This is a genomic window from Nevskia sp. (assembly GCF_021732705.1).
Lineage (GTDB): Bacteria > Pseudomonadota > Gammaproteobacteria > Nevskiales > Nevskiaceae > Nevskia.
Genome location: NZ_JAKFUM010000016.1, coordinates 13,065 through 38,042 on the forward strand (window position 1 = coordinate 13,065; position 24,978 = coordinate 38,042).

21 protein-coding genes and 1 tRNA gene are annotated in these 24,978 nt (G+C 65.4%); 14 read left to right on the forward strand and 8 right to left on the reverse strand.

Features of this window, described 5'->3' with window-relative positions:
• Positions 1-18: 18 nt before the first annotated feature.
• From QZ951_RS16740 to QZ951_RS16760, 5 genes are all read right to left on the reverse strand, one after another.
• On the reverse strand, positions 19-1,269 hold the full coding sequence (locus tag QZ951_RS16740; RefSeq protein ID WP_293002654.1) for an MFS transporter: 1,251 nt from the start codon (positions 1,267-1,269) through the stop codon (positions 19-21).
• A gap of 55 nt (positions 1,270-1,324) precedes the next feature.
• Positions 1,325-2,302 carry a tartrate-resistant acid phosphatase type 5 family protein gene (locus QZ951_RS16745; protein ID WP_293002656.1) on the reverse strand — a complete coding sequence of 326 codons (978 nt, stop codon included), beginning with the start codon at positions 2,300-2,302 and terminating at the stop codon, positions 1,325-1,327.
• Between the two features lie 25 nt (positions 2,303-2,327).
• Complete coding sequence (locus QZ951_RS16750; protein ID WP_293002658.1) at positions 2,328-5,132, reverse strand: TonB-dependent receptor; 2,805 nt, start codon at positions 5,130-5,132, stop codon at positions 2,328-2,330.
• Between the two features lie 196 nt (positions 5,133-5,328).
• Positions 5,329-7,020 carry an alkaline phosphatase D family protein gene (locus QZ951_RS16755; RefSeq protein ID WP_293002660.1) on the reverse strand — a complete coding sequence of 564 codons (1,692 nt, stop codon included), beginning with the start codon at positions 7,018-7,020 and terminating at the stop codon, positions 5,329-5,331.
• Between the two features lie 113 nt (positions 7,021-7,133).
• The gene (locus QZ951_RS16760) at positions 7,134-7,955 is read right to left on the reverse strand and encodes a pyruvate, water dikinase regulatory protein (protein ID WP_293002662.1); all 822 of its coding nucleotides are present in this window, start codon (positions 7,953-7,955) and stop codon (positions 7,134-7,136) included.
• Between the two features lie 50 nt (positions 7,956-8,005).
• Between QZ951_RS16760 and QZ951_RS16765 the strand changes: the two genes are divergently transcribed.
• The 3 genes from QZ951_RS16765 to QZ951_RS16775 are packed head-to-tail and all read left to right on the forward strand — an operon-like array spanning position 8,006 to position 11,396.
• Entirely contained in the window at positions 8,006-8,326 is a 321-nt protein-coding gene (locus QZ951_RS16765) for a multidrug efflux SMR transporter (RefSeq protein ID WP_293002664.1), read from the forward strand.
• A gap of 38 nt (positions 8,327-8,364) precedes the next feature.
• Positions 8,365-10,737 (forward strand): phosphoenolpyruvate synthase, encoded by a 2,373-nt coding sequence (ppsA, locus tag QZ951_RS16770; RefSeq protein ID WP_293002666.1) that lies wholly within the window; start codon positions 8,365-8,367, stop codon positions 10,735-10,737.
• A 20-nt stretch (positions 10,738-10,757) separates the two neighbouring features.
• Positions 10,758-11,396 carry a hypothetical protein gene (locus QZ951_RS16775; protein WP_293002668.1) on the forward strand — a complete coding sequence of 213 codons (639 nt, stop codon included), beginning with the start codon at positions 10,758-10,760 and terminating at the stop codon, positions 11,394-11,396.
• Positions 11,397-11,415: 19 nt separating this feature from the next.
• On the opposite strand, the gene QZ951_RS16780 is transcribed toward QZ951_RS16775, so the two are convergent.
• The 3 genes from QZ951_RS16780 to QZ951_RS16790 are packed head-to-tail and all read right to left on the reverse strand — an operon-like array spanning position 11,416 to position 15,126.
• A complete protein-coding gene (locus QZ951_RS16780) occupies positions 11,416-12,669 on the reverse strand; it encodes an ATP-binding protein (RefSeq protein ID WP_293002669.1) in 1,254 nt (417 codons plus the stop codon).
• Between the two features lie 7 nt (positions 12,670-12,676).
• Entirely contained in the window at positions 12,677-14,425 is a 1,749-nt protein-coding gene (locus QZ951_RS16785; protein ID WP_293002671.1) for a GGDEF domain-containing response regulator, read from the reverse strand.
• On the reverse strand, positions 14,422-15,126 hold the full coding sequence (locus QZ951_RS16790; RefSeq protein ID WP_293002673.1) for a response regulator: 705 nt from the start codon (positions 15,124-15,126) through the stop codon (positions 14,422-14,424). Before QZ951_RS16790 ends, QZ951_RS16785 begins: the two co-directional genes overlap by 4 nt.
• A gap of 150 nt (positions 15,127-15,276) precedes the next feature.
• Between QZ951_RS16790 and QZ951_RS16795 the strand changes: the two genes are divergently transcribed.
• The 11 genes from QZ951_RS16795 (at position 15,277) to QZ951_RS20430 (ending at position 24,934) form a co-directional block, all read left to right on the forward strand.
• Positions 15,277-16,158: a DMT family transporter gene (locus QZ951_RS16795; protein ID WP_293002675.1), complete on the forward strand. Its 882-nt coding sequence runs from the start codon at positions 15,277-15,279 to the stop codon at positions 16,156-16,158.
• A 68-nt stretch (positions 16,159-16,226) separates the two neighbouring features.
• A complete protein-coding gene (gene uvrB / locus QZ951_RS16800) occupies positions 16,227-18,308 on the forward strand; it encodes an excinuclease ABC subunit UvrB (protein ID WP_366943968.1) in 2,082 nt (693 codons plus the stop codon).
• 82 nt (positions 18,309-18,390) lie between these two features.
• Positions 18,391-18,467 (forward strand) — tRNA-Val (locus QZ951_RS16805).
• 283 nt (positions 18,468-18,750) lie between these two features.
• The gene (locus QZ951_RS16810) at positions 18,751-19,440 is read left to right on the forward strand and encodes a methyltransferase domain-containing protein (RefSeq protein ID WP_293002677.1); all 690 of its coding nucleotides are present in this window, start codon (positions 18,751-18,753) and stop codon (positions 19,438-19,440) included.
• 116 nt (positions 19,441-19,556) lie between these two features.
• Positions 19,557-20,090: a translation initiation factor IF-3 gene (infC, locus tag QZ951_RS16815; RefSeq protein WP_366943974.1), complete on the forward strand. Its 534-nt coding sequence runs from the start codon at positions 19,557-19,559 to the stop codon at positions 20,088-20,090.
• A gap of 57 nt (positions 20,091-20,147) precedes the next feature.
• The gene (rpmI, locus tag QZ951_RS16820) at positions 20,148-20,345 is read left to right on the forward strand and encodes a 50S ribosomal protein L35 (RefSeq protein WP_022975473.1); all 198 of its coding nucleotides are present in this window, start codon (positions 20,148-20,150) and stop codon (positions 20,343-20,345) included.
• Between the two features lie 92 nt (positions 20,346-20,437).
• On the forward strand, positions 20,438-20,797 hold the full coding sequence (gene rplT, locus QZ951_RS16825) for a 50S ribosomal protein L20 (RefSeq protein ID WP_293002683.1): 360 nt from the start codon (positions 20,438-20,440) through the stop codon (positions 20,795-20,797).
• A gap of 79 nt (positions 20,798-20,876) precedes the next feature.
• The gene (locus QZ951_RS16830; protein WP_293002685.1) at positions 20,877-21,890 is read left to right on the forward strand and encodes a phenylalanine--tRNA ligase subunit alpha; all 1,014 of its coding nucleotides are present in this window, start codon (positions 20,877-20,879) and stop codon (positions 21,888-21,890) included.
• On the forward strand, positions 21,887-24,247 hold the full coding sequence (pheT, locus tag QZ951_RS16835; protein ID WP_293002687.1) for a phenylalanine--tRNA ligase subunit beta: 2,361 nt from the start codon (positions 21,887-21,889) through the stop codon (positions 24,245-24,247). The genes QZ951_RS16830 and pheT overlap by 4 nt, the downstream gene beginning before the upstream one ends.
• A 5-nt stretch (positions 24,248-24,252) precedes the next feature.
• Positions 24,253-24,549: an integration host factor subunit alpha gene (locus QZ951_RS16840; RefSeq protein WP_293002689.1), complete on the forward strand. Its 297-nt coding sequence runs from the start codon at positions 24,253-24,255 to the stop codon at positions 24,547-24,549.
• The gene (locus tag QZ951_RS20430) at positions 24,530-24,934 is read left to right on the forward strand and encodes a MerR family transcriptional regulator (RefSeq protein WP_366943969.1); all 405 of its coding nucleotides are present in this window, start codon (positions 24,530-24,532) and stop codon (positions 24,932-24,934) included. Before QZ951_RS16840 ends, QZ951_RS20430 begins: the two co-directional genes overlap by 20 nt.
• Positions 24,935-24,978 lie beyond the last annotated feature (44 nt).

Here is a 24,978-nt window from a genome sequence, read left to right on the forward strand (position 1 = left end):
CGGCGGCGCAGACGCCCGTCAGCGCGCTCGGACCGGCGCCCGCAGCCACACGTTTTCGACGCGCGATGGGCCACGCGAACGGTCGAGCGCGAGCACTAGCGCGGCGCAGCCGAGCGCCGACAGCGCGAAGCCGGCGCCGAACGCGGTGACATAGCCGAAGGCATCGCCGATCGCCGCCGCGACGAACGCGGCGATGCCCTGCGACACGACCACGGCGCAGGCCAGCAAGGTGTAGTCGGTGCTGGCGTGCTCGGGGTCGGAGGCATCCATCATCAGCGTGAACAGCGCGACCGTCGCCATGCTGCCGAACAGGTGCTCGGCGATGCAGGTGGTCCAGACCAGCGCGGCGTTGTCGATCTGTTGCGCTGCGAAGACGTAGAGCAGCAGGCTCAGGCCCTGGGCCACGCCGCACCACAGCACGGCTCTCCGCCGGCCGAGCGAGAACGCCAGCGCGCCCCCGATTGCCGCGCCGGCGATGCTCATGATCGAGCCGAACGTGCCCTTGATCAGCGCGATCGATTCGGTCGAATAGCCGCCATCCTTCAGCATCGGCCCGACCAGCGACGAGGTCATGGCATCGCCGAGCTTGTAACCGCAGACCAGCACCAGCAGCACGGCCATGCCCTTCACGCGCAGACGCGGCAGCCAGCCCGCCGCGAGCGTCGACACCGGCGGCCGGGGCGGACGCCCCGTGTCCGCAGCGGGCTCGCGATGCAGCAGCACCGGCAGGCAGGTCAGCGCCAGCAGAAGCGACATGCCGAGACACATCGCGGCCCAGCCATGGCGGGCATAGACCCACAGCAGCAGGCCGCCGCCGAGCACCATGCCGATGCGGTACGCGCCGACCTGAATGCCGTTGCCAAGCCCGCGCGCCTGCGTGTCGAGCAGGCGCACGGCGAGGCCATCGGTCGCCACGTCCTGCATCGCCGCCAGCGCATTGAACAGGAACACGGCGACGAACACGGCCGTGAAGCCTTGCGCCGGATCGATCAGCGCCAGCAGCGCCGCCCCGATGGCCGCGGTGAACTGCAGCGGCACGATCCAGCCGCGCCGCGTGCCGACGTGATCGACCAGCGGCGCCCACAGGAATTTCAGCGCCCATGGCAGAAACAGCAGGCTGGTGGCGCTGATCGCCTTCAGCGACGCGCCGTTCTCGCGCATCAGCACCGGCAGCGCCTGGGTGAAGAAGCCGTAGGGCAGGCCCTGGGCGATATAGAGACTGGTGAGCAGCAGCAGCGGGGCCGTGGCGGGCCGGGAAATCGCGTTCATGCCGTCAGCCTACCCGGACGACGGTCAGCTTGTCCGGCATCGGTGGCGGCTGCGCTCAGGGCTTCAGCGTGGTGGCAAACGGCACTCGGTTTTCGGCGTCGACCAGTTCCACCGTCAGCGCGTTCGGCGTCAGCGCCAGCGCCATGAAGCCGGCACTGGCCACGGCAAACAGTCGACCATCCTTCGGATCCGGCACGCCGAGCGCGCGGGTTTCCGAGCCGGCACCGGACACCAGATAGGTCACCGTGCCACCCGGGCGGCGGATCACCTGCAGATCGTGCTCATGGCCGGCGACGTATGCCTGCACCTTGTACTTTTCGAACAGCGGGACCAGCGCGGTTTCCAGTTCCTTCTGGATGCCGCCACCCGCCGCCTTCTTGCGCTTGCCCACGGTATAGATCGGATGATGGCCGACCACGATCTTCCAGCGCGCGGGCGACTGGGCCAGCTCGGTCTCGAGCCAGCGCAACTGGGCAGCCGGGTCCTGGTCGGCCACCGCGTACTTGTCCGGCTGCTGCCGGTAGTCGTCGATCATCGGCGAGGTGTCGATGAAGAAGAACTGCGCCTGCACGCTGCCGTCGTCTCCGACCTTCCAGCGCTTGCTGTAGTAGCGCGCCGGCAACTGCCAGCGGCGACTGACCTTGGTGTAGTCGACTTCCGCCTGCGGGTTGCCGCGGTAGTCGTGATTGCCGAGCACCACGTTCCAATCGACGTGCAGCGCGTGGTCGCTGTAGACGTCCTCGAACGAGGCATGCCAGTGCGGATCGCTGACGCTGGCAACGCCGGACGGATAGAAATTGTCGCCGGTGGAGACGATGAACTCCGGCTCCAGCTTGCGCGCCGCCGCCGCCAGTCGCCCGGCGGTCTCGCTTTGCCCTTCCTGCCCGTGGCGACCCCAGTCGCCGATCACGAGCACGTGCAGCGCGTCCTTGACCGGCGTCACCGGTGAGGTCGGCGGGGTGACGGGACCGGCAGTCGCGAGGCCGGCGACGCTCAGGACAAGGATTGCGGCAATCGTGTGGATCGGTGTCATCGGGCGATGAGGGTGTGAGCGGCGATCAGAAATTCAGCTTGATACCCAGCTCGGCGGTGATGCCGTACTGCTCGAACTGCGACGCCTGCCGATCGGAGCCGAAATAGGCGTAGAACGGCTCGTCGGTGATGTTGACGACATTGACATAAAGTCGCGTGGCATCGGTGATCTGGTAACCGCCGGTGAAGTCGATCTGCAGATGCGAGTCGGCGTAGCGATCAAAGCCCGGATCATCGAATTCCTCGACCGAATCGAGAAAGGCGCTGCGATAGGTTGCCGAAATTCGGCCACTGAAGCCGTACTTCTCGTAGCCCAGGGCCACGTTGCCGATCCGGTCGGACTGCCGCGGCAGCGCCAGCTTGTCGTCACGGAACGGCAGCGTCGCTTCGCTGTGGGTCCAGGTGACGTTGGCCGACACCAGCATGCCATCGAGTGGCGCGGGCAGGAACTTCAGCGACTGCGTGTAGCCCAGTTCCAGTCCGTAGACATCGGCGGCGTCGCCGTTGACGGCCTGAAACACTTCGTCGAACGCTTCGAAGCCGGGGCTGCCGGCAACATCGGCAATGACGATGAAGTTGTTGATCCGCTTGTAGAAAGCGCCAGCCTGAATGACACCGAGGCTGCCCGGGTAGTACTCGAAGCCCAGATCGACATTGCGCGAGCGCAGCGCTTTCAGGTTCGGATTGCCGACTTCGGCGCGACGCTGGATCTCGCCATCGTCCTCCTCGATCTCGATCAGCTGGCGCGGTGCGGCGTCCTCGTAACCCGGGCGCGCCAGCGCCTCGGTGTAGGCCAGTCGGCCGATCAGGCGCGGGTCGAAGCGGTAGCGGAAGTGCAGCGACGGCAGCACCGCCACCGAATTGCGGCGGGCGTTGAACGGCGCGAACTGCGGATCACCGTCGCCGGTCGCTTCGTCGATGGTGATCGCCGTGCCGCGGGCGCGGTAGCGGGTGAACTCGACGCGGGCACCGCCGAGAACGCGCAGATCGCCGAAGTTGGCGACGGCCAGTCCGTAGCCGGCGACGATGTCTTCGTCGATGCGGTAGTCGGCGCCACGCGAATCGACCGCCGAGGACGTGCCATCGAGGTCGAAGCCGCTACGGCCATCGTTGAAGAAGCGGCGGAACGCGCCCGGGTCGACTTCCGGACCGTAGTCGCCGAACGGATAGCGCCGGTTGTCGCGCGCGAAGCCGCTCAGGCTCACGTCATCGTCGCCGAAGCCGTCGTAGACGAAGGCATCGAGCTCCGCGGTCTTCTTGCGCAGGCGCAGCTTGCTGCCGATCTGGACATGGCCGTTGACGTCACCGAAGACCAGATCGTGCCGCAGGTTCAGCGCGATGCTGGTTTCGCGTTCCTCGGTGCTGGAATCCTCCAGCGTGATCTCGTCGAGCACGAAGCTGGCCGGATCATCGTTGGCGACGCCGAACAGGCGGGGGCGACGCCGGCTTTCGGCGAGCGAGTAGCCGAGATCGAGGCCCTCGCCCACGAAGGAGCCGCTGAGGTTGTTGCGGTTCTTCTCGTTGGCCAGCGAGTGGGCGACCACGTAGTCGAGCTTCCAGTCGTCGAAGCGATGCTTGGCGCCCAGCGCTGCGGTCAGGATCGCCTGCGTCTCGATCCGCGCGCGCAGGTTGCGCTCCTGCGTGGCGCCGGAGAACTGGCCGCCATTGTCGTCGAGCGCGGTGATGTCGCCATCATCGAAGACATACACGCTGGACTGCCGCGTTTCGTCATCCTCGAAGCGGCTGAACAGCGTGCGCAGATAGAACGCGTGGTCGGCGCTCGGGCGCCAATCGAAGTTCAGCGATGTCGACAGCCGCTCGCGGGTCACGCGGTAGTCGCGCTGCTCGGCTTCGGCGATGCCCGGCACCTCGCCATTGTCGGTTTCCAGCAGTGGAAAGCCCGCAGTCTCGACATTGTCTGAACCGAAGCGGCGCCGGAAGTAGCTGACGCCGGCCGACACGCCGAAGTCGTCCTTGGCATCCAGCGACAGCAGGCGCGTGGCCGTCGCCGCAAGACGGGGGCTGAGCTTTTCGCGCTGCTCGTTGTAACTGCCTTCGGTGCGCAGGCTGACCGAATTGCCGCGATCGAAGGCGGTGGCGGTCTTGATCTCGATATTGCCGCCGATGCCGTCGCCATCGAGGTCCGGCGTCAGCGTCTTGGTGACTTCGAGGCCTTCGAGCAGGTCGTTCGCGACAACGTCGAGGTTGACCGACCGCGTGTCGCCTTCCGGGCTGCCGACGCGCACGCCGTTGATGGTCGCCGTGTTCAGCGCCGGATCGAGCCCGCGGATGACGACGAATCGGCCTTCGCCCTGATCACGCGCCAGCGACAGACCGGGCAGACGCTGCAGCGACTCGGCGACGTTCTGGTCCGGGTACTGGTTGATCGCATCGAAGTCGACGACGGTCTTGATGTTGTCGGCCGCCCGCTGACGGTTCAGCGCACCGGCCTGCCCGGCAAGCTGACCGACGATCAGCACCTGCTTGAGCTTGACCGCGGCATCGCCGAGCACGAAATCACGTTGGACCTCGGTGCCATCGGTGACGGTGACGGCTTCGCTCGACTCCGGTGCGCCGAGATACTGCGCGGTCAGCGTGTAGGCGCCGGCCGGCACGCCGGCAAAGCGGAAGCGGCCATCGCGGTCGGCCGCGGCTTCCCGGCCCAGTTCCCGAATGCGGACCAGCGTGCCCTGCAGCGCGCTGCCGCTGTCGCCGGCGACGCTGATTCGGCCGCTGATGGTGCCATCGGCCTGCGCAGTGACGACACCGCTGCCCAGAAGAACGGCCGCCAGCCATCGCCGCGCCGGCGGCGCGCAATCCTTGCCCATCATCAGAATCCCCGTCGAAAGGTTCGCTGCACGTCCGTGTCGCAATGGCTTGCGACCCATGGCCGCAGCGCGACATCGATTTCGAACGGAGCCTAGTCAGCGGAGATGACGAGGAAATGAATCGCGCTGCGTTCTGCAGCACGATCGCGAACACGGCTCCGTCCCGGCCTCGCATCGGAGGCCGGGACGGGAGTCGCCATCAGGGCGCCGGGGCCGGCGGGTTCGCCCGCGGTGTGCTGACCGTGCCGCGCCGCAGCCGGTTCTGGCCACGCGTGGTCTGGAACACGGCGCCGAGCGTCTGGCCGCTGCTGCGGGTATCGACGGTGTCGATGAACCACATCTCGTTGCTGACGCGCTGCGGCGTGATGTCGAGCAGCATGTAGCCGCGGCGGTCGAGGTTGATGTACTTGAAGTGCGGGTTGTTGACCCGCAGCACCGGCGCCAGCGGCCCCAGATTGTCGAGGCCGGCCGACGTCACCGAGGTGCAGACAAACTCGACCGCGAGCGAACCTTCGCCGGTGAGCGCGTTGTAGCCCCCGAAACGAGGCCCCAGCAGACGGTTCGGATCCGGCGTGATGTCGGCCGCCCACGAGCAATGGATGTCGCCGGTCAGCACGACGACATTGTTGACGGCGGCATTGCTGCTGTCGCCGGCCAGCGCGTCGTACAGGCGATCGCGAACCGGGCTGTAGCCGTCCCACTGGTCGACATTCAGGAACTGGCTCAGCGTCGTCGCGTTCGGCAGGCCAACGACCTTCAGCTGCGCGAACATCACGCCCTGCCCGATCAGCTTCCAGCGCTCCTGCGGTGCCGCGCGCAGGCCGGTGATCAGCCACTCTTCCTGCGTCTGGCCGATCAGCTGGCGCGTCGGATCGAGGAACGGACCGGTCTGGCGGAACACGCCGAGGCCCGCCTGCGGTACCAGCGGCACGTTCAGCGGCAGCTGCTCGGCGCGCGCGCCGACACGTTCTTCCAGCATGAACAGGTCGGCGAGATTGCCGATCGAGAACGAGCGGTAGTTGCGCCGCAGGTCGTTGGCGTCCGGCACGCGCGTCGGCATCCACTCGTAGTACGCCTGCAGCGCGACCGCAACGCGGGTCGCCCAGTCGCCTTCGGTATCGGGCTGATGGTTCTCGGCGCCGCCGACCCAGGCATTGTTCGCGAACTCGTGGTCGTCCCAGATCGCGATGATCGGATGCTGGCGATGCAGTTCCTGCAGTTCCGGTTCGCGCTTGTACTGACCGTGGCGCTGGCGGTAGTCGGCCAGCGTCAGGATTTCATGCGCCGGCTCGTACGTGCGGGCATTGCCGTAGTCGCCGTTGCCGTATTCGTAGATGTAGTCGCCGAGGTGCAGCACGAAGTCCAGGTCGGTGCGCTCGGCGATGCGGGCATAGGCATTGAAGAAGCCGTGCGCCAGGCTCGAGCACGAGGCCACGGCAACGCGCAGGCGATCGACATTGCCGGTCGGCAAGGTCTTGGTGCGGCCGATCGGCGACGTGACGTTGCCGACGTTGAAGCGGTAGTAGTACGTGCGGCCCGGTTCGAGGCCGCCGACATCGAGCTTCACCGTGTAATCGCGGCTGGCATCGGTGATGAAGGTGCCGGTCTGCACCAGCGCGGTCAGCGCCGGATCGGTCGCGACCACATAGCTGACGGCGCACGGCGCCGTGCCCGGCGTGGTCACGCGCGTCCACAGGATCACGCGATCGTTCAGCGGATCACCGCTGGCGACGCCATGAACGAACGACAGTGCCCCGGCGGCGTGCGCGGCGTTCCCGCCCTCGGGCAGCAGCGGCAGCGCGCTGGCGGCCAGACCGGCCGCGGCGGACTTCAGGAAATGACGGCGATCGACACCCGAACGCTTGCCCGCCAGACGGCGCTTGTGACCCATGATCTCTCTCCCTTTGATGACGCTTTTATTGTTGTGCACCGTGTTGACGGTGTCGTGACACGATCTTGCGCTTGCCGACGCGCCGCTGCCAACGGCAAAAATCGCCCCGGGTCCTAGCGCCGCAGATTCTTTTCCTGCATCACCATCGCCGCGATTTCCTCGATCGACATGCTGGCCGAGTTCAGTTGCGGGATGTTGTGGCGTCGGTACAGCTGCTCGGCCTGCCGCAGTTCATACGCGCACTGCGCGAGCGAGGCGTACTTCGAACCCGGCCGACGCTCGCTGCGCACCTGCTGCAGCCGCTCCGGGTCCGAGGTCAATCCGAACAGCTTGCTTTCATGACCGCGCAGCGCCTTCGGCAGCTTCAGGTTCTCGAGATCGTCCTCGGTCAGCGGGAAATTGGTCGCGAACACGGCGTGCTGCAGCGCCAGATACAGCGTGGTCGGCGTCTTGCCGCAGCGGCTCGGGGCGATCAGCACGACGTCGGCTCGGCCGATATCGCGCACACTCTGGCCGTCGTCGTGCTCCATCGCGAAGTTCATGGCGTCGATGCGGGCGTTGTAACGGCCGTGATCGCTCATGCCATGCGCGCGTCCCTGCGCGTGGCTCGACTTCACGCCAAGCTCGGCCTCGACCGGCGCGATGTAGGTATCGAACAGGTCGAGAAACATCGCGTTGGCGCTGCGCAGGATCGCGCGCACTTCCTCGTTGACCGTGGTGCTGAACACGATCGGCCGTCGGGTTTCCGTGGCTGCGACGTGATTGATATAGTTCAATGACACGCGCGCCTTGTCCGGCGTGTTGATGAAAGGCAGCGTAATCTTTTTGAATTCAACATCTTCGAACTGCGTCAGCAAGGTCCCGCCGAGCGTCTCCGCGGTGATGCCGGTGCCGTCCGAAACGAAAAAGACAATTTTCTGAGTGCCGTCCGTCATCCCGGGCACTCCCCCGTCTCCACCCCTTTCCTGACTTTCGAAGCCATCCCATGTCCTGGTTTTATCTGGTGCTGGCCGGTCTGCTGGAGATCGGCTTCACAACCGCGTTGAAGATGTCCAACGGCTTTTCGCTGGAGCGTCCGAAATACATTCTGGTGTTCACCGCGTTCGCGCTGTCCAGCTTTTTCCTGCTGAACCTGGCGATGCGCGGCATCTCGCTCGGCACGGCCTATGCAGTATGGACCGGCATCGGTGCCGCCGGCACGGCGATCGTCGGCGTCTACTGGTTCAACGATGCGCTCAGCACCTCGCAGGTGTTCTTCCTGGCGATGCTGATCGTGTCGATCATCGGTCTCAAGTTGGTATCCTGAAAGACCCCTCACCCGCACTCAGGCAGGAATCCGCGTACATGGCGACACCGACGGTTCTGTGGTTCAAGCAGCTGGGCATGCACGACGTCGAACTCGTCGGCGGCAAGAATTCTTCGCTTGGCGAGATGATCCAGCACCTGACCAAGCTGGGGGTGTCGGTGCCGGACGGTTTCGCGACCACCGCACAGGCGTATCGCGAATTCCTCAGCCACGAGGGTCTTGCCGATCGCATCAACGCCCAGCTCGACGATCTTGACGTCGATGACGTGGTCAAGCTGGCCAAGGTCGGCAAGAACATCCGCGAGTCGGTCATGAAGGCGCCGTTCCCGAAGGCGCTGGAAGCGGAAATCCGCACGGCCTATGACCAGTTGCTGGCCGAAGCCGGGGTCGAGATCTCGGTTGCCGTGCGCTCGTCGGCCACTGCCGAAGACTTGCCGGATGCCTCGTTCGCCGGCCAGCAGGAAACTTTCCTCAACGTTCGCGGCATCGACGATGTGCTGGCGAAGATGAAGGAAGTGTTCGCCAGCCTGTTCAACGACCGCGCGATCGCCTACCGCGTGCACAAGAACTTCGATCACTCGAAGGTGGCGCTGTCCGCCGGCGTCCAGCGCATGGTCCGTTCGGATGTGGGTTCCTCCGGCGTGATGTTCACGATGGACACCGAATCCGGCTTCCGCGATGCCGTGTTCATCACGTCGAGCTACGGCCTCGGCGAAGCCGTCGTGCAGGGCGCGGTCAATCCGGACGAGTTCTACGTCTACAAGCCGGCGCTGGCCGCGGGTCGCCCCGCGATCCTGAAGCGCGGTCTTGGCGAGAAAGCCAAGAAGATGGTCTATGCCGACCCGGCCGGCGGCAAGGCCGTCGAGTTCACGTTGGTGGCCGATGCCGATCGCCGCCGGTTCTCGCTGACCGATGCCCAGATCACCGATCTGGCCCGTCAGGCGCTGATCATCGAGAAGCACTACCAGCGGCCGATGGACATCGAATGGGGCCTCGATGGCACCGACGGCAAGCTGTACATCCTGCAGGCGCGCCCGGAAACGGTGCAGTCGCGCGCCGGCGGCAGCCGCCTGCGCCGCTACAAGCTGAAGTCCAAGGGCAAGGTGCTGATCGAGGGCCGCGCCATCGGCCAGAAGATCGGCGCCGGCCGCGTCCGCTTCCTGAACTCGATCGAGCAGATGGAACGCGTGCAGCCGGGCGACGTGCTGGTCACCGACATGACCGATCCCGACTGGGAGCCGGTGATGAAGCGCGCCAGCGCCATCGTCACCAACCGCGGCGGCCGTACCTGCCATGCGGCGATCATCGCCCGCGAACTCGGCATTCCGGCCGTGGTCGGCACCGGCAACGCGACCAGCGTGCTGAAGGACGGCACCGACGTCACCGTGAGCTGCGCCGAGGGTGATACCGGCTTCGTCTACGAAGGCCACGTCGACTACGCCGTCGACGAGATCGAGCTGGACAAGATGCCGGAGATCCCGGTCAAGATCATGATGAACGTCGGCACGCCGGAGCAGGCCTTCGACTTCGCGTCGCTGCCGCACAAGGGTGTCGGCCTCGCCCGCCTCGAATTCATCGTCAACCGCCAGATCGGCATCCACCCGCAGGCGCTGCTGGAACTCGACAAGCAGCCGGCCGATCTGCGCCGGATCATCGATCCGATGATCGCCGCCTACCCGTCGCCGATCGACTATTTCTGGATGCGCATGGCCGAAGGCATCGCGATGATCGCGGCGGCCTTCGCGCCGGAGCCGGTGATCGTGCGCCTGTCCGACTTCAAGTCGAACGAGTACGCGAATCTGGTCGCCGGCAGCCGCTACGAGCCGCACGAAGAGAATCCGATGCTCGGCTTCCGCGGCGCCTCGCGCTACATCTCCAAGGACTTCCGCCCGTGCTTCGATCTCGAATGCAAGGCGCTGAAGTACGTGCGCGACGAGATGGGCCTGACCAACGTGCAGGTGATGGTGCCGTTCGTGCGCACGCTGGCCGAAGCCAAGGGCGTGTCCGACATCCTCGCCGCCAACGGCATGAAGCGCGGCGACAACGGCCTGAAGCTGATCATGATGTGCGAGCTGCCGAGCAATGCCGTGATGGCCGACGAGTTCCTCGAATACTTCGACGGCTTCTCGATCGGCTCCAACGACATGACCCAGCTGACGCTGGGTCTGGATCGCGATTCCGGCCTGGTCGCGGCCGGCTTCGACGAGCGCGACCCGGCGGTCAAGAAGATGCTCAGCATGGCGATCAGCGCCTGCAAGCGCGCCAACAAGTACGTCGGCATCTGCGGTCAGGGCCCGAGCGACCACCCTGATCTCGCCAAGTGGCTGCTCGATCAGGGCATCGAGTCGATGAGCCTGAATCCCGACACCGTGGTCGAGACCTGGCTGTTTCTCGCCGGCCAGAAAGCCTGAGGCTTGCGATGCGCGTGGCGATGAAGCGGCTCCCGGTCATCGCCACGCTGCTGTTGCTGTTCGCGTTCACCGCGACGGCGCGCGACGACCGGCCACGCGGCACGGCCGGCATTTTCGATTACTACGTGCTGAGCCTGTCGTGGTCGCCCGAGTACTGCGCGACGACGCGGCGCGACGATGAGCTGCAGTGCGCCCGGCCCTACGCCTTCGTCGCGCACGGCCTGTGGCCGCAGAACGAGCGCGGCTGGCCGCAGGACTGCGAATCCCGCGAGCGCGTGCCGGATGCGACGATCAACCGGCTGCTGCCGATCATGCCGAGCAAGGGCCTGATCATTCACGAGTGGCGCAAGCACGGCACCTGCAGCGGGCTTGGCGCCGATGGCTATTTCGCAGCGCTCGAACGCAGCTATCGCGCGATCCGTATCCCGGATCGCTACCAGCGGCTGCCGCAAACCCTGACCGTTGACGCCGCGCGCCTGCGCAGCGATCTGCTGCAGGCCAATCCGGCGCTGCGTTCGGACGGCGTCGTGCTGCAGTGCGCCGGTCGCTATCTGCAGGAAGTGCGCATTTGCCTCGATCGCTCGCTGTCTCCGCGTGCGTGCGGGCGTGACTTGCGCAATCGCTGCGGAGACTCGCTGGTGCTGCGCCCGGTGCGCTGACGTACCGGACGTCTGTCGTTCAGCGCAGCACGGCTACCGTGCGCAGCGCCGCACCCGTTTCGGCAGCAAGACGCGGCTGCGGAATCGAGACCGGAAGACGCAGATGGAACTGGGTGCCGGTCTCGTCGGATGTCGCCCAGATATGGCCGCCGTGATAGGCGGCAATCTTGCGGCAGATCGCGAGGCCGATGCCGGTACCGTCGTACTCCTCGGGTGAATGCAGCTTGCGGAAGATCGCGAAGATGCTTTCGAGATGTTCCTGCGCGATGCCGATGCCGTTGTCGGCGACGACCAGTTCCCAGTGGTCGCCGGCATCGGCCAGATTGCCGGCCGCATCGGTGATGACGCCGGTCTGGCGCTCGATCGTCAGCGTGACGCGCGGACGCACGTCCGGCCGCTGGAACTTGATGGCATTGCCGATCAGGTTCTGCAGCAACTGCACCAGCAGGCCGTGATTGGCCTCGATTTCCGGGAGCGCCCCGAACACGATCTCGGCCCCGCTGCGATTGATCGCACTCTGCAGGGCCTTGATCGCGCGGGTGACGCTGTCGGCCAGCGGCTTGCGCTCGAAGCGTGCATCCTCGGCGCGGCCGACGCGCGACAGCGCCAGCAGGTCCTGGATCAGCAGCTGCATCTGGCGCGCGCCCTTGTCGATGTAGTCGAGGAACTCCAGCGCGTCGCCGTCCAGCTTGTCGCGATGACGCCGGGTCAGCAACTGCGAAAAGCCGGAAATCGTCCGCAGCGGCGCCTGCAGGTCATGCGAGGTGATGTAGGCGAACTGCTCGAGTTCCTTGACGGCCCGATTCAGCTCCTCGAGCGAGTGCTTCAGTTCCCGCTCGGCCTGCTCGCGCGTCGCGACTTCCTCGCGCAGCCGCTGGTTGGCCTCGGCCAGTTCCTCCGGCGAGCGCATCGCCAGCAGCTTCGGCACCAGCGGGATGATGGCGATGGCCGTTGCCAGCGACACCGCCGCCGTCAGCGCCTTCTCGATGCCCTGCAGGTAGTAGATCGGCTTCCAGACGGTGATGATGCCGAGGATGTGGCTGAGTCCGCACAGCACGATGAAGGCCGCGAACAGCACCAGCACCCAGCCGAGCGACAGCGGCGTTCGCCGCTTGCGGATGAACCACAGCAAGGTCGCCGGGATCATCAGATAGGCGACCGCGATGATCGCGTCCGACACCACGTGCAGCCAGATCAGGTCCGGCCGCAACTGGAAGCAGACACCGTGAGGAAGCAGGCCCGACGCGCCGACGGCATCCAGCAGTATCGACATGCGAAGCCTACGACAGGAATGTCGGTGGGCCGATGCGCCAGCGCATCGGCAACTCGGCCGCGATCAGCGCCTCGCACAGCGCATCGCCCTGCAGATAGCGGCAACCCAGCGTGCGCAGCTGCTGGCGGCGACCATCATCGTCGACACCGGTTGCAATCAGGTCGAGGCTCAAGCTGGTCGAGGCGCCGATCGCGGCCGTCACCGCGCGACGCACGCTGCCGCCCGGGCGATCGGTCGGCAGCGTCGCCACGACATCGCGCCCGATCTTGATGCCGTCGAGCGGCATCGTGCTGATGGCGAGCAAGCCGTCGGCACCGCTCAGATAGTCGTCGAGTACGACACCGTAGCCTTCGTCGCGGAACAGGCGCAGGCGCGACAGCAGTTCCGGCGTGGCGTCGGCCAGAACTTCGGCCGGCACTTCCAGCCGGATGTCCTGCGGCGGCAGATTGCGCGCGGCGAGTTGGTCGCGCAGGAAACTCGCGAGATCGGGCTGCTCCAGCAGCACCGAATCGAGGTTCAGCCCCAGCGATGGCAGATCGAAACCGCCGTCGCGCCAGACCCGAAGCTGGCTCAACGCGGTCCGGATCAGCGTGAAGCCGGCTTCGCGGCGGGTATCGAGCGATGCCGTGCGGTAGGCGATGGCATCGCTGGCCGACCACAGCACTTCGACGCCGACGAAGCGCTGCTCGCGCAGGTCGAACCACGGCTGGTACAGCGGCACCAGCGCATCCAGCGGCGAGCCGGACCAGAGCCGCTCGGCGCCGATGCTGGCCGGATGCGCGGTCACCTGCCCTTCCCAGACGCAGACGCCGCCACCGGCACGCAGGGCGCGGAACATCGCCTGTTCGGCGTGTTCGACCAGCTCATCGAGCGTTTCGCCGTCGCGCGGGTAGACCGCCACACCGATGAACGGCACCAGTTGCAGCGGCGCGGCATCGATGGTTCGCAGCATTTCGTTGAAGCGCCGGGCCACGATCACGGCATCGAAGTTGACGTCGGTCGGCACCAGGATCGAGACGAACTCGCCGCCGCCGGTCGCCGCCACGGTATCCGACTTGCGCACGCTCTCGGCCAGCAGCGTGCCGATCCGGCGGATCAGCGCATCGGTGGCGATTCGGCTGGCGTCATCACCGCCGGCCGGGAGGCCATCGATGCCGACATAGACGATGCCCAGTTCGCAGCCGGTGCGTTCGGCGAAGGCAATCGCGCGCCGGGCACGATCCTCGAACAGCGGACGGTTCGGCAGGCCGGTGACCGGGTCCTGACTGGCGCTGGCGAACGATTCCTGACGCGCGGTGTTGAGCTGCACCAGTTGCCGATGGTTCTGCACGGCGAAGCGGATGCGGCGCAACAGCAGGCCGGCGTCGTAACGGCCCTTGACCAGGTAGTCCTGCACGCCGAGCTGCATCGTCTGCTGCGCCATGTCATCGCTGTCGAAGCCGGTCAGCACGACCATCGCGACATCGGGATCGACCGCGCGCAGCGCCTCGATCGTCGCCACGCCCTGGCCGTCCGGCAAGCCGAGATCGACCAGCACGCACGAGAATTCCATGCGGTTCAGTGCCTGCGTCGCGTCGGACAGCCGCCGCACGACCTGCATCATCACCTCGCCGCGCTGGATCGCATCGCGCAGGTGCTCCTGCAACAGACGCGAATCGGCGGGCGAATCCTCGATCAGCAGCAGCGCCAGCGGCTCAAGCCGTTCGACGGCATTGAGATTGTCGTCATCGGAATCGATCGGCCAGTCAGCACTCATGACGCGACTCCGGCCGCAAGCGGCACATCGGGTTTTGGCGGCAGCACGACGAGGCGCAGCCAGAAGTCGCGCAGTGCTTCGGCCAGACGGAAGAAATCGCCGAGATCGACCGGCTTCGACAGATAACAGTTGGCATGCGCGTCGTAGCTGGCGGTGATGTCGCTTTCGGCGGTGGAGGTGGACAGCACCAGCACCGGCGTGCGTCGCAAGGCGGGGTCCTGCTTGATCGTTCGCAACACTTCGCGGCCATCCATGCCCGGTAGATTGAGGTCCAGGAGGACGATGTCGGGCTTGCGGCAGCCCCCATATTCGCCCTCGCTGCGGATCGCCCGCAGCGCGCGTTCGCCGTCACCGGCGATCAGCAGTTCGTGCGGCAAACCGGTTTCGCGCAACACTTCCTGCATCAGTCGGACATCGGCAATGCTGTCCTCGACCAGCAGGATGATGGCGACGCGCGGTGTCGTGCCGGTGACGACCGGCACTTCAGCGACAGAGCTGTTGGAATTCGGCATGACCTGACCTGTCTGAGCGATGCGCCTGCCGCTGGCGGGGCACCTGGTTTTATCGATCCGGATCGCGCAACGTGCGCCATGCGATCCGTCCGGTTCGTGCAGCTTCGGCAATTTAAGCGTCGGCCCGACAATGTCATGGGTTTTCATACCGATGGCGTCCCCGTGCAGACAGACGGCGAGCGTGACCACGCCATGATTCCCGCGACAGTCAGGCCGCGACAGCTTGCGCCGCCCGAGATGAATTGCGGTTGAACGTCGATGCGGCCGACGCAAAGGCCGCGTGACGGGGTCGCCAGCGGCTAGACTGCGCCGCCCGTTTCCGATCCCTCCCGATATCCGATGTCCAGCGATCTTCGCCGCGGTGCGATGTTTGCCGTGGCGGCCGCGGCCGCAATGGCCGTGGCGGCAACCTGCGTCAAGGGTGCGTCGGCGACGGTTCCGGCAGCGATGGTGGTGTTCTGCCGCTCCGCCTTCGGCCTGCTGATGCTGCTGCCGTGGCTGCTGCGCGAGGGCCGCTCGGCGTTCGTCACCCGGCGCTTCGGCGGTCATCTCTGGCGCAGCGGGTTCGGACTGGTCTCGATGGTCGGATACTTCTATTCGATCAGTCACCTGCCGCTGGCCGAAGCGGTGCTGCTGACCTACACGATGCCGCTGTTCGCACCGTTCATCGGCTGGTTCTGGCTGGGCGAGCGCCCTCCGGCGTCGGCACTGCCGGCGGCACTGATCGGGCTGGTCGGCATCGGGCTGATCGTGAAGCCGGGCAGCGCCGGACTGGCCTCGACGGCAGCGATCATCGGCGCGTTCTCGGGCATCACGGCGGCGGCGGCGATGATCGGCATCCGGCGCATCAGCGACACGGAACCGGCCTCGCGCATCGTCTTCTATTTCATGCTGCTGGCGACCATGGTCACGGCCTTGCCGGCGCACTGTGCCTGGCAGGCCCCGACACTTCCGGCGTGGGGCTGGCTGGTCGGCGTCGCCGCGTTCGCCACGCTCGGTCAGTTGCTGCTGACCTTGGCCTACGGCGCCGCGCCGGCAGCGTCGATCGGGCCGTTCACCTACACCTCGGTGATCTTCGCCGGTGCCCTCGGCTGGGCGATCTGGGGCGAAGCGCCGGACGTCTGGTCGATCGCCGGAATCGTGCTGGTGATCGGGTCCTGTCTGCTGACCTTGATCCCGCGACGCGGGCCACCGGCGTCCGCGCGACCGATCGATGCCTGAGCGCGCGCGATAGCCCGCGGTCCTCAGGCCGGGTAACCTGTGCAGTCCCCTTTTCCGGCGCGTCTGCCATGTCCTCCTCCAAATCCGATCTGATCGTCGAGCACGTCTCCGACAAGCTCGTTCGCCTCAAGCGCCGCATCGACGGCGGTTTCAAGCTGAAGGCCGACTGGGCGCCCAGCGGCGACCAGCCGCAGGCGATCGAGAAGCTGGTCGAGAACCTGAACGATGGTCTCGCCCACCAGACGCTGCTCGGCGTCACCGGCTCGGGCAAGACCTACACCATCGCCAACGTCATCCAGCGGACCCAGCGGCCGACGATGATCCTGGCGCCGAACAAGACGCTGGCCGGCCAGCTGTACGGCGAGTTCAAGGAGTTCTTTCCGGACAACGCGGTCGAGTATTTCGTCAGCTACTACGACTACTACCAGCCGGAAGCTTATGTGCCGTCGTCCGACACCTTCATCGAGAAGGACTCGGCGATCAACGAACACATCGAGCAGATGCGCCTCTCGGCGACCAAGGCGCTGATGGAGCGCAAGGACGCGATCATCGTCGCGTCGGTATCGGCGATCTACGGCCTCGGCAACCCGGAGGCCTACTTCAACATGGTGTTGCACCTGGTCAAGGGCGACAAGCTTGGCCAGCGCGAGATCATCCGCCGCCTGACCGAAATGCAGTACACCCGCAATGATGTTGCGCTGGCGCGCGGCACCTATCGCGTGCGCGGCGAGATCATCGACATCCATCCGGCCGAATCGGACGAGGAAGCGGTGCGGGTCGAACTGTTCGACGACGAGGTCGACGGCATCAGCTACTTCGATCCGCTGACCGGCGAGGTCCGCCGCCGGGTGCCGCGGGCGACGATCTACGCGAAGAGCCATTACGTCACGCCGAAGGAGCGGACGATGGCGATGTCCGGCGCGATCAAGGAAGAGCTGCAGGAACGGATCAAGTATTTCGCCGACAACGGCAAGCTGCTCGAAGCGCAGCGCATCGAGCAGCGCACGACGTTCGACCTGGAGATGATCCAGGAGATCGGCTATTGCAACGGCATCGAGAACTACTCGCGCTACCTCACCGGGCGCGAACCGGGCGAGCCGCCGCCGTGCCTGCTCGACTACCTGCCGCCGGATGCGCTGGTGGTCATCGACGAAAGCCACGTCACCGTTCCGCAGATCGGCGGCATGTACAAGGGCGATCGCGCGCGCAAGGAGACGCTGGTGCAGTACGGCTTCCGGCTGCCGAGTGCGCTCGACAACCGGCCGCTGAAGTTCGAGGAGTTCGAGCGGCTGGTGCCGCAGACGATCTACGTATCGGCCACGCCCGGCCCGTACGAGCTGAAGTTCTCCGGCGACGCGATCATCGACCAGGTGGTGCGTCCGACCGGCCTGATCGACCCGGAAGTCGAAGTGCGGCCGGCGGCCTCGCAGGTCGACGATGTCCTTGGCGAGATCCGGCTGCGGGTCGACAAGGGCGATCGCGTGCTGATCACCACCTTGACCAAGCGGATGTCGGAAGACCTGACCGACTACCTGACCGAGCACGGCGTGAAGGTGCGTTACCTGCATTCGGACATCGAAACCGTCGAGCGTGCCGAAATCCTCCGCGACCTGCGCCTCGGCGTGTTCGACGTGCTGGTCGGCATCAACCTGCTGCGCGAAGGGCTCGATCTGCCCGAGGTGTCGCTGGTCGCGATCCTCGATGCCGACAAGGAAGGCTTCCTGCGCTCCGAGCGCTCGCTGATCCAGACCATCGGCCGCGCCGCGCGCAACCTCAACGGCAAGGCGATCCTGTACGCCGACACGATCACCGGCTCGATGCGGGCCGCGCTCGACGAAACCGATCGCCGCCGCGCCAAGCAGATCGAACACAACCTGGCCAACGGCATCACGCCGACCTCGATCGCCAAGCGCATCAACGATGTGATGAAGATGGGCTACGAGGCCACGGACACCACGCCGTCGCGCAAGGTGGCCGAGAAGGGCACGGACTACGGTCGCATGGCGCCGGAAAAGCTGGCCAAGGTGATCGCCACGCTCGAGAAGGAAATGCGCCAGGCCGCGCAGAACCTCGAGTTCGAGCTGGCCGCGAAGAAGCGCGATGAACTGCGCAAGCTGCGGGAGACGGCGCTGGGGGCGAAGTCGGCCTGAGCCGGTTTGCCGTCCGGCAATCGTGCGGTCGGGAAAACGCTTGCACTGCCGGGAGTTGCTCCGGTATTATTTCTGACTACGCAGGCGCGTAGCTCAGCTGGTTAGAGCACCACCTTGACATGGTGGGGGTCGATGGTTCGAGTCCATTCGCGCCTACCAACACATTTGGTAAAAGCTTCATCGAAAACCCCGGCACTGCCGGGGTTTTTTGTTTTCGGCATGCAAGTCGGCGCGTCACCGTGCCCTTGGTCACAATAGATACGATTTGACCATGCCAAAACGCGTCCGATCGTTCGATTGCCGTTGTCACTGACGATAAACTTCCGCGGCAAGGTGTCGGTAAGGGAAGCGACAGTATCCCTTGCGAATCAGTGACTTTAACGCCGGATGGCACGGTTCGCGCCGCCATCCAATCGACAATCATTGCAGTTCGAGGACAATCATGCGGGCCTTCCTTCGCACTTGGTATTACCGCGTCATTGCGTGGATCGCACGCTTGCTGACCCCGTTCCGCTACGCGTCCTACCTGCGCAAGCAGTCATCGCCTCGGCTGCAGATTGGCGCCGGGCCGAGCTTCACGGAAGGCTGGCTCGTCACTGACATCGAACCCCCTCGGCTGCAGGTGGGCTATCTCGATGCGACCAAGCGCTACCCGTTCCCGAGCGCCCGCTTCGATTACGTGCACAGCGAGCACATGATCGAGCACGTGCCGTGGGAAGGCGGTCTGGCCATGCTGAAGGAATGTCGGCGCATCCTGAAGCCGGGTGACACCATCCGGATCGCCACGCCGGACCTGAAAGTCCTGCTTGACCTGTACTACAACCCGGAATCGGCCGACGCCGATCGCTACGTCAAGTGGATGTGCAAGCTCGCGCTGCCGAACGTGCCCAAGCAGCACGCGATCTTCGTGATCAACAAGGCCGTGCGGGCCTGGGGTCACCAGTTCTTCTACGATGCGATGCTGCTGACAGAGACCCTGCAAAGCGCCGGCTTCGTCGACGTCCGTCAGGTGAAGCCCGGCCAGTCGGACGACCCGAACCTTCGCGGCATCGAACAGCACGGCCGCAACATCGGCGACGAGTGGATCAACCAGTACGAAACCATGGTGTTCGAAGCCCGGGTGCCCGGCTGACGCCACGCGTCAATGGCCGATATCGGCGCCGGGCTTGTCTAGCGGCGACCGCATTCCTATAATGCCGCTCTTTTCTGCGGGCGACCTGTCGTCGACCCGCTTTGTTCATTGGTTTTTTGGGGGATACGCGTATCAGCGCGGAACGTCAGGATCGCCGTAACGAGGAAATCAACGTACCCCGTGTACGTGTCATCGGTGCGGATGGCTCGCAGGTCGGCATCATGCTCACGCGTGACGCGATCGCGAAGGCCGAGGAAGCCGGGCTTGACCTGGTAGAGGTATCGCCGAATGCAGACCCACCGGTCTGCAAGATTATGGATTACGGCAAGTACATCTATCAGAAGGACAAGCAGACTCAGGCTGCCAAGAAGAAGCAGAAGCAGATTCAGGTCAAGGAAGTGAAGTTCCGTCCGACGACCGAGGAAGGCGACTTCCAGACCAAGCTCAAGCACTGCAAGGAATTCCTTGAAGAAGGCGACAAGGTCAAGATCGTTATCCGCTACAAGGGTCGCGAACTGGCGCATCAGGAATTGGGTTTCAGGCTGATTGACCGCCTGAAGGCCGAACTCGATGAACTGGCGCTGGTCGAGCAGCACCCGAAGCTCGAAGGCAAGCAGGCCATCATGGTGATGGGCCCGCGCAAACATTAATCAGTAGTCGCCCCTCGCGGATGGCGGCCGTAACACGAACACATTGGAGCCGTAGACATGCCGAAGCTGAAGACCAACAAGGGCGCCGCCAAGCGCTTTTCCCGCACCGCGAAAGGCGGCTTCAAGCGCTCGAGCGCGTTCAAGCGCCACATCCTGACCAAGAAATCGCCCAAGCGCATCCGCGACCTGCGTGGGCCGACGATGGTGCATGCCTCGGACAACAAAGAAGTCCGTCAGCTGCTCCCGTACGCCTGAACCTTCGGGTTCACTGGCGTCACCTAGTGGTAGAAGCGTCGCTTACATAGAAGATTCGCTCAGCGAACAAGACAATCGAAAGGTAATTACCGATGGCACGAGTCAAACGCGGCGTTACTGCCCGCGCCCGTCACAAGAAGATTCTGAAGAAAGCCAAGGGCTACTACGGCGCCCGCGGCCGCGTTTTCCGCGCTGCCAAGCAGCAGGTCATCAAGTCTGGCCAGTACGCCTACCGCGATCGCCGGGTCAAGAAGCGCGAATTCCGCGCGCTCTGGATCCAGCGCATCAACGCGGCCACGAACGAGCTGGGCCTGTCGTACTCGAAGTTCATCCACGGCCTGTCCCTGGCTGAAATCCAGATCGACCGCAAGATGCTGTCCGACATCGCGATTCACGACAAGCCGGCGTTCGCCAAGCTCGTCGAACAGGCGAAGGCCAAGCTCGCCGCCTAAGCGATCGGGTTGCAAATCGGGGGAGCGGCGTCATTCGCCTCTCCCCTTTTTTATTGTGCAAGCTGGCTGGAATCACCGCATGAACGCGATTGCTAACCCGAATCTCGACGACCTGCTGACGCAGGCGCAGGCCGACATTGCCGCCGCCGCTGATCCGCGCGCGATCGAAGCGCTCCGCGTCGACCTCCTTGGCAAGAAAGGCCGGGTCACCGATCTGCTGAAAAGCCTCGGCGGCATGGCGCATGAACAGCGCAAGGCCTTCGGCGAGCAGGTCAACAAGGTCAAGGAACAGTTGTCGGCGCAGCTCGAAGCGCGCGCCCGCGCGATCGCCGATGCCGAACTGGCGCGTCGCCTCGCGTCCGAAACGATCGATGTCACCCTGCCCGGGCGCGGCGAACCGGCCGGCGCACTGCATCCGGTGTCGCGGACCATCCGCCGCATCGAGCAGATCTTCAACGCGATGGGCTTCGAATCGGTGCAGGGTCCGGAAATCGAGGACGATTGGCACAACTTCCAGGCCCTGAACATTCCGGAATCGCACCCGGCGCGGGCCATGCAGGACACGTTCTATGCCCTGAACGGCGCGCGCCTGCTGCGCACCCACACCAGTCCGGTGCAGGTGCGCACGATGCTCGACCGCAAGCCGCCGATCCGTATCATCTGCCCGGGCCGCGTCTACCGCGTCGATTTCGATCGCACCCACAGCCCGATGTTCCATCAGGTCGAAGGCCTGTATGTGGCTGAAAACGTGGGCCTTGCCGATCTCAAGCACGATCTGACCACGTTCCTCAAGCTGTTCTTCGAGCGCGATGTCGAAGCGCTGTTCCGGCCTTCGTACTTCCCGTTCGTCGAGCCGGGCGCCGACGTCCACATCCGCTGGGGCGATCCCGAAAAGGGCACGCGCTGGCTGGAAGTGCTCGGCTGCGGCGTGATCCATCCGAACGTGCTGGCCGCCGTCGGCATCGACCCCGAGCGCTACACCGGCTACGCCTTCGGCATGGGCGTCGAACGCCTGACGATGCTGCGCTACGGCGTCGACGACCTGCGCCTGTTCTTCAACAACGATCTGCGGTTTCTGGAGCAGTTCAAGTGAAACTTTCAGAGAACTGGCTGCGCGAATGGGTCAACCCGCCGGCCACGGCCACCGAACTCGCGCACAAGCTGAACATGGCCGGCCTCGAGGCCGAAGCGGAAGCCATGCTGGCCGTGCTGCCGCAAGGCATCGTCGTCGGCAAGATTCTCAGCGCCATCCCGCACCCGCAGGCCGATCGTCTGCGCGTCTGCGAAGTCGACGCCGGCACCGGCGAGGTGCTGCAGATCGTCTGCGGCGCCGCCAATGCCCGACCGGGGATTCTGGTTCCGGCAGCGCTGCCAGGTGCGGTGCTGCCGAACGGCACGCAGATCGGCAAGGCCGCGCTGCGCGGTGTCGAGTCGAGCGGCATGCTGTGCTCGGCCTCGGAACTCGGCCTCGCCGAAAAGTCGGATGGCCTGCTGGAACTGGACCTCAGCGCCAAGCCGGGCACGCCGATCGAAAAGCATCTCGGTCTGGTCGACAACAGCATCGTGCTGGAGCTGACGCCGAACCGCGGGGACTGCCTCAGCATCGCCGGTCTGGCCCGCGAAGCCGCCGCGCTGTACGGCATTCCGGTCACGGCACCGCGGATCAAGCCGGCCGTGGTCGAACCGGAAACGCGCATCGGCGTCATCGTCGACGACATCAGCGGCTGCCCGCATTACGTCGGCCGAGTGGTCGAAGGGCTGAACGCGGCTGCCCGCACGCCGGACTGGATGAGCGAACGCTTGCGCCGCTCGGGCATCCGCACGATCCATCCAGTGGTCGACATCACCAATTACGTGCTGCTCGAACTCGGCCAGCCGATGCACGGCTTCGACGCCGCGCAGCTGAAGGGTGCGATCCGCGTCCGCCGCGCCAAGGCCGGCGAACAGCTCAAGCTGCTGAACGAGCAGACCATCACGCTCGACCCGCGCGACCTGCTGATCACCGACGACTCCGGCCCGCTGGTGCTCGCCGGCATCATGGGCGGTGAAGCCTCGGGCTGCTCGTCGACCACGACCTCGATCTTCCTCGAAGCCGCCTGTTTCGAGCCGGTGTCGATCGCGACCAGCGGCCGCCGCCACAAGCTGCTGTCGGATTCGCGCTATCGCTTCGAACGCGGCGTCGATCCGGCGCTGCAGCGGCAGGCGCTGGAACGCGCGACGGCGCTGGTGCAGGAAATCTGCGGCGGCAAGGCCGGACCGATCGTCGAGGTCGGCACCGCACCCGCACATGTCGCGGAGATCGCGCTGCGTCATTCGCAGGTCAACCGCCTGCTCGGCTGCGAGATTCCGGTGGTCCGCATCGTGCCGCTGCTGCAGAGCCTCGGCATGACGGTCACCCCGAGTGGCGCCGGCAGCTGGCAGGTGAAGGTACCGCCGCATCGCTACGACCTGCGGATCGAAGCCGATCTGGTCGAGGAAATCGGCCGCCTGCACGGCTACGACAACATCGCGCCGGGCGCCTACGCCGCCGAACTGGCGCCGTTCTCGGCGAAGGAAACCACGCGCCAGCTCGACCGGGTCAAGGACGCGCTGATCGCCCGCGGCTATCAGGAAGTGGTCACCTACAGCTTCGTCGATCCGAAGATTCAGGTGCAGCTCGATCCGGAAACGCCGGGAGTGCTGCTCGACAATCCGATCGCCGAAACGATGGCGGTGATGCGCACGACGATCTGGAGCGGTCTGATCCCGACCTGGCAGTACAACCGTCAGCGCCAGCAGAAGCGCGCCCGGCTGTTCGAGGCCGGCGCGGTCTATGCGCTGGACGGCGAGGCCAACCGCGAGCAGGCAAAGCTGGCCGGTCTGATCGCCGGCCCGGCGTTGCCCGAACAATGGGGTGCGGCGGCGCGGCCGGTCGATTTCTTCGACGCCAAGGCCGATCTCGAAACCCTGTTCGGCACCTCGCTGCGCTACGAAGCCGGGCAGCACCCTGCCCTGCACCCGGGTCGCACGGCGTGCCTCGTGCGCGACGGCGTGGCCGTCGGCTGGCTCGGCGCGCTGCATCCGAAGCTGGCGGAAGCCTTCGACATCAGCGAAGCGCTGTACTTGTTCGAGCTCGACTGGGCCGCCGTCCGCGACATCGCGCTGCCGACGCCGGGCGGCGTGTCGGAGTTTCCGTCGTCGCGCCGCGATCTGGCATTCGTGGTCGACGAAGCGGTCTCCGCACAGGCGATCGCCGACGTCATCCGCGACACCGGCGGACCGTTGCTGAAGTCGGTCCAGAGCTTCGATGTCTACCGTGGCGCGAACCTGCCGGAAGGACGCAAGAGCGTCGCCTATGGCTTGATTTTTCAGGACTATTCACGCACGCTGAATGTTGAAGAAATCGACGCGGCCGCGCAGGCGGTGGCTGCTGGCGTTCATGCCCGACTGGGCGGATCGGTGAGGGAATAACAACCGTGGCGTTGACCAAAGCCGAGTTGGCCGAAGCGCTCTTCGAAGAGCTCGGCCTCAACAAGCGCGAAGCCAAGGAATTCGTCGACTTCTTCTTCGAAGAGGTGCGCGAGCGGCTGGAGCACGGCGAAGAAGTGAAGCTTTCGGGCTTCGGCAACTTCGAACTGCGCGACAAGAGCCAGCGTCCCGGGCGCAATCCGAAAACCGGCGAGGAAATTCCGATCTCCGCACGCCGGGTCGTGACCTTCCGTCCCGGTCAGAAGCTCCGGCTGCGCGTGAGCGTTGATGAAGCCGACGCATAAGCTCGAGCCTCTGCCGGACATCCCGCGCAAGCGCTACTTCGCAATTGGTGAGGTCAGTGAGCTGTGCGGCGTCAAGGCGCATGTGCTCCGCTACTGGGAACAGGAGTTCCCGCAGCTGAAGCCAGCGAAGCGTCGTGGCAATCGTCGCTACTACCAGCACGACGATGTCGAAATGATCCGCCGCATCCGCAGCCTGCTGTACGAGCAGGGCGACACCATCGGCGCTGCCCGTCTGCGTCTCAAGGAGCAGCCACGGGTCGACACGATCGTGGCGGTGGTCGAGCCGCTGGTGCTGCCGACGACGGCAACCAACAGCAGCCGCCGGGCTGAGCTTCGCGACATCCGCACCGAGCTCGAATCGCTGCTCAACCGCTGGCCGGTCTGACTCCGGCCGCAGCATCGCCGCCACACGAGCGGCGCGTTACAATC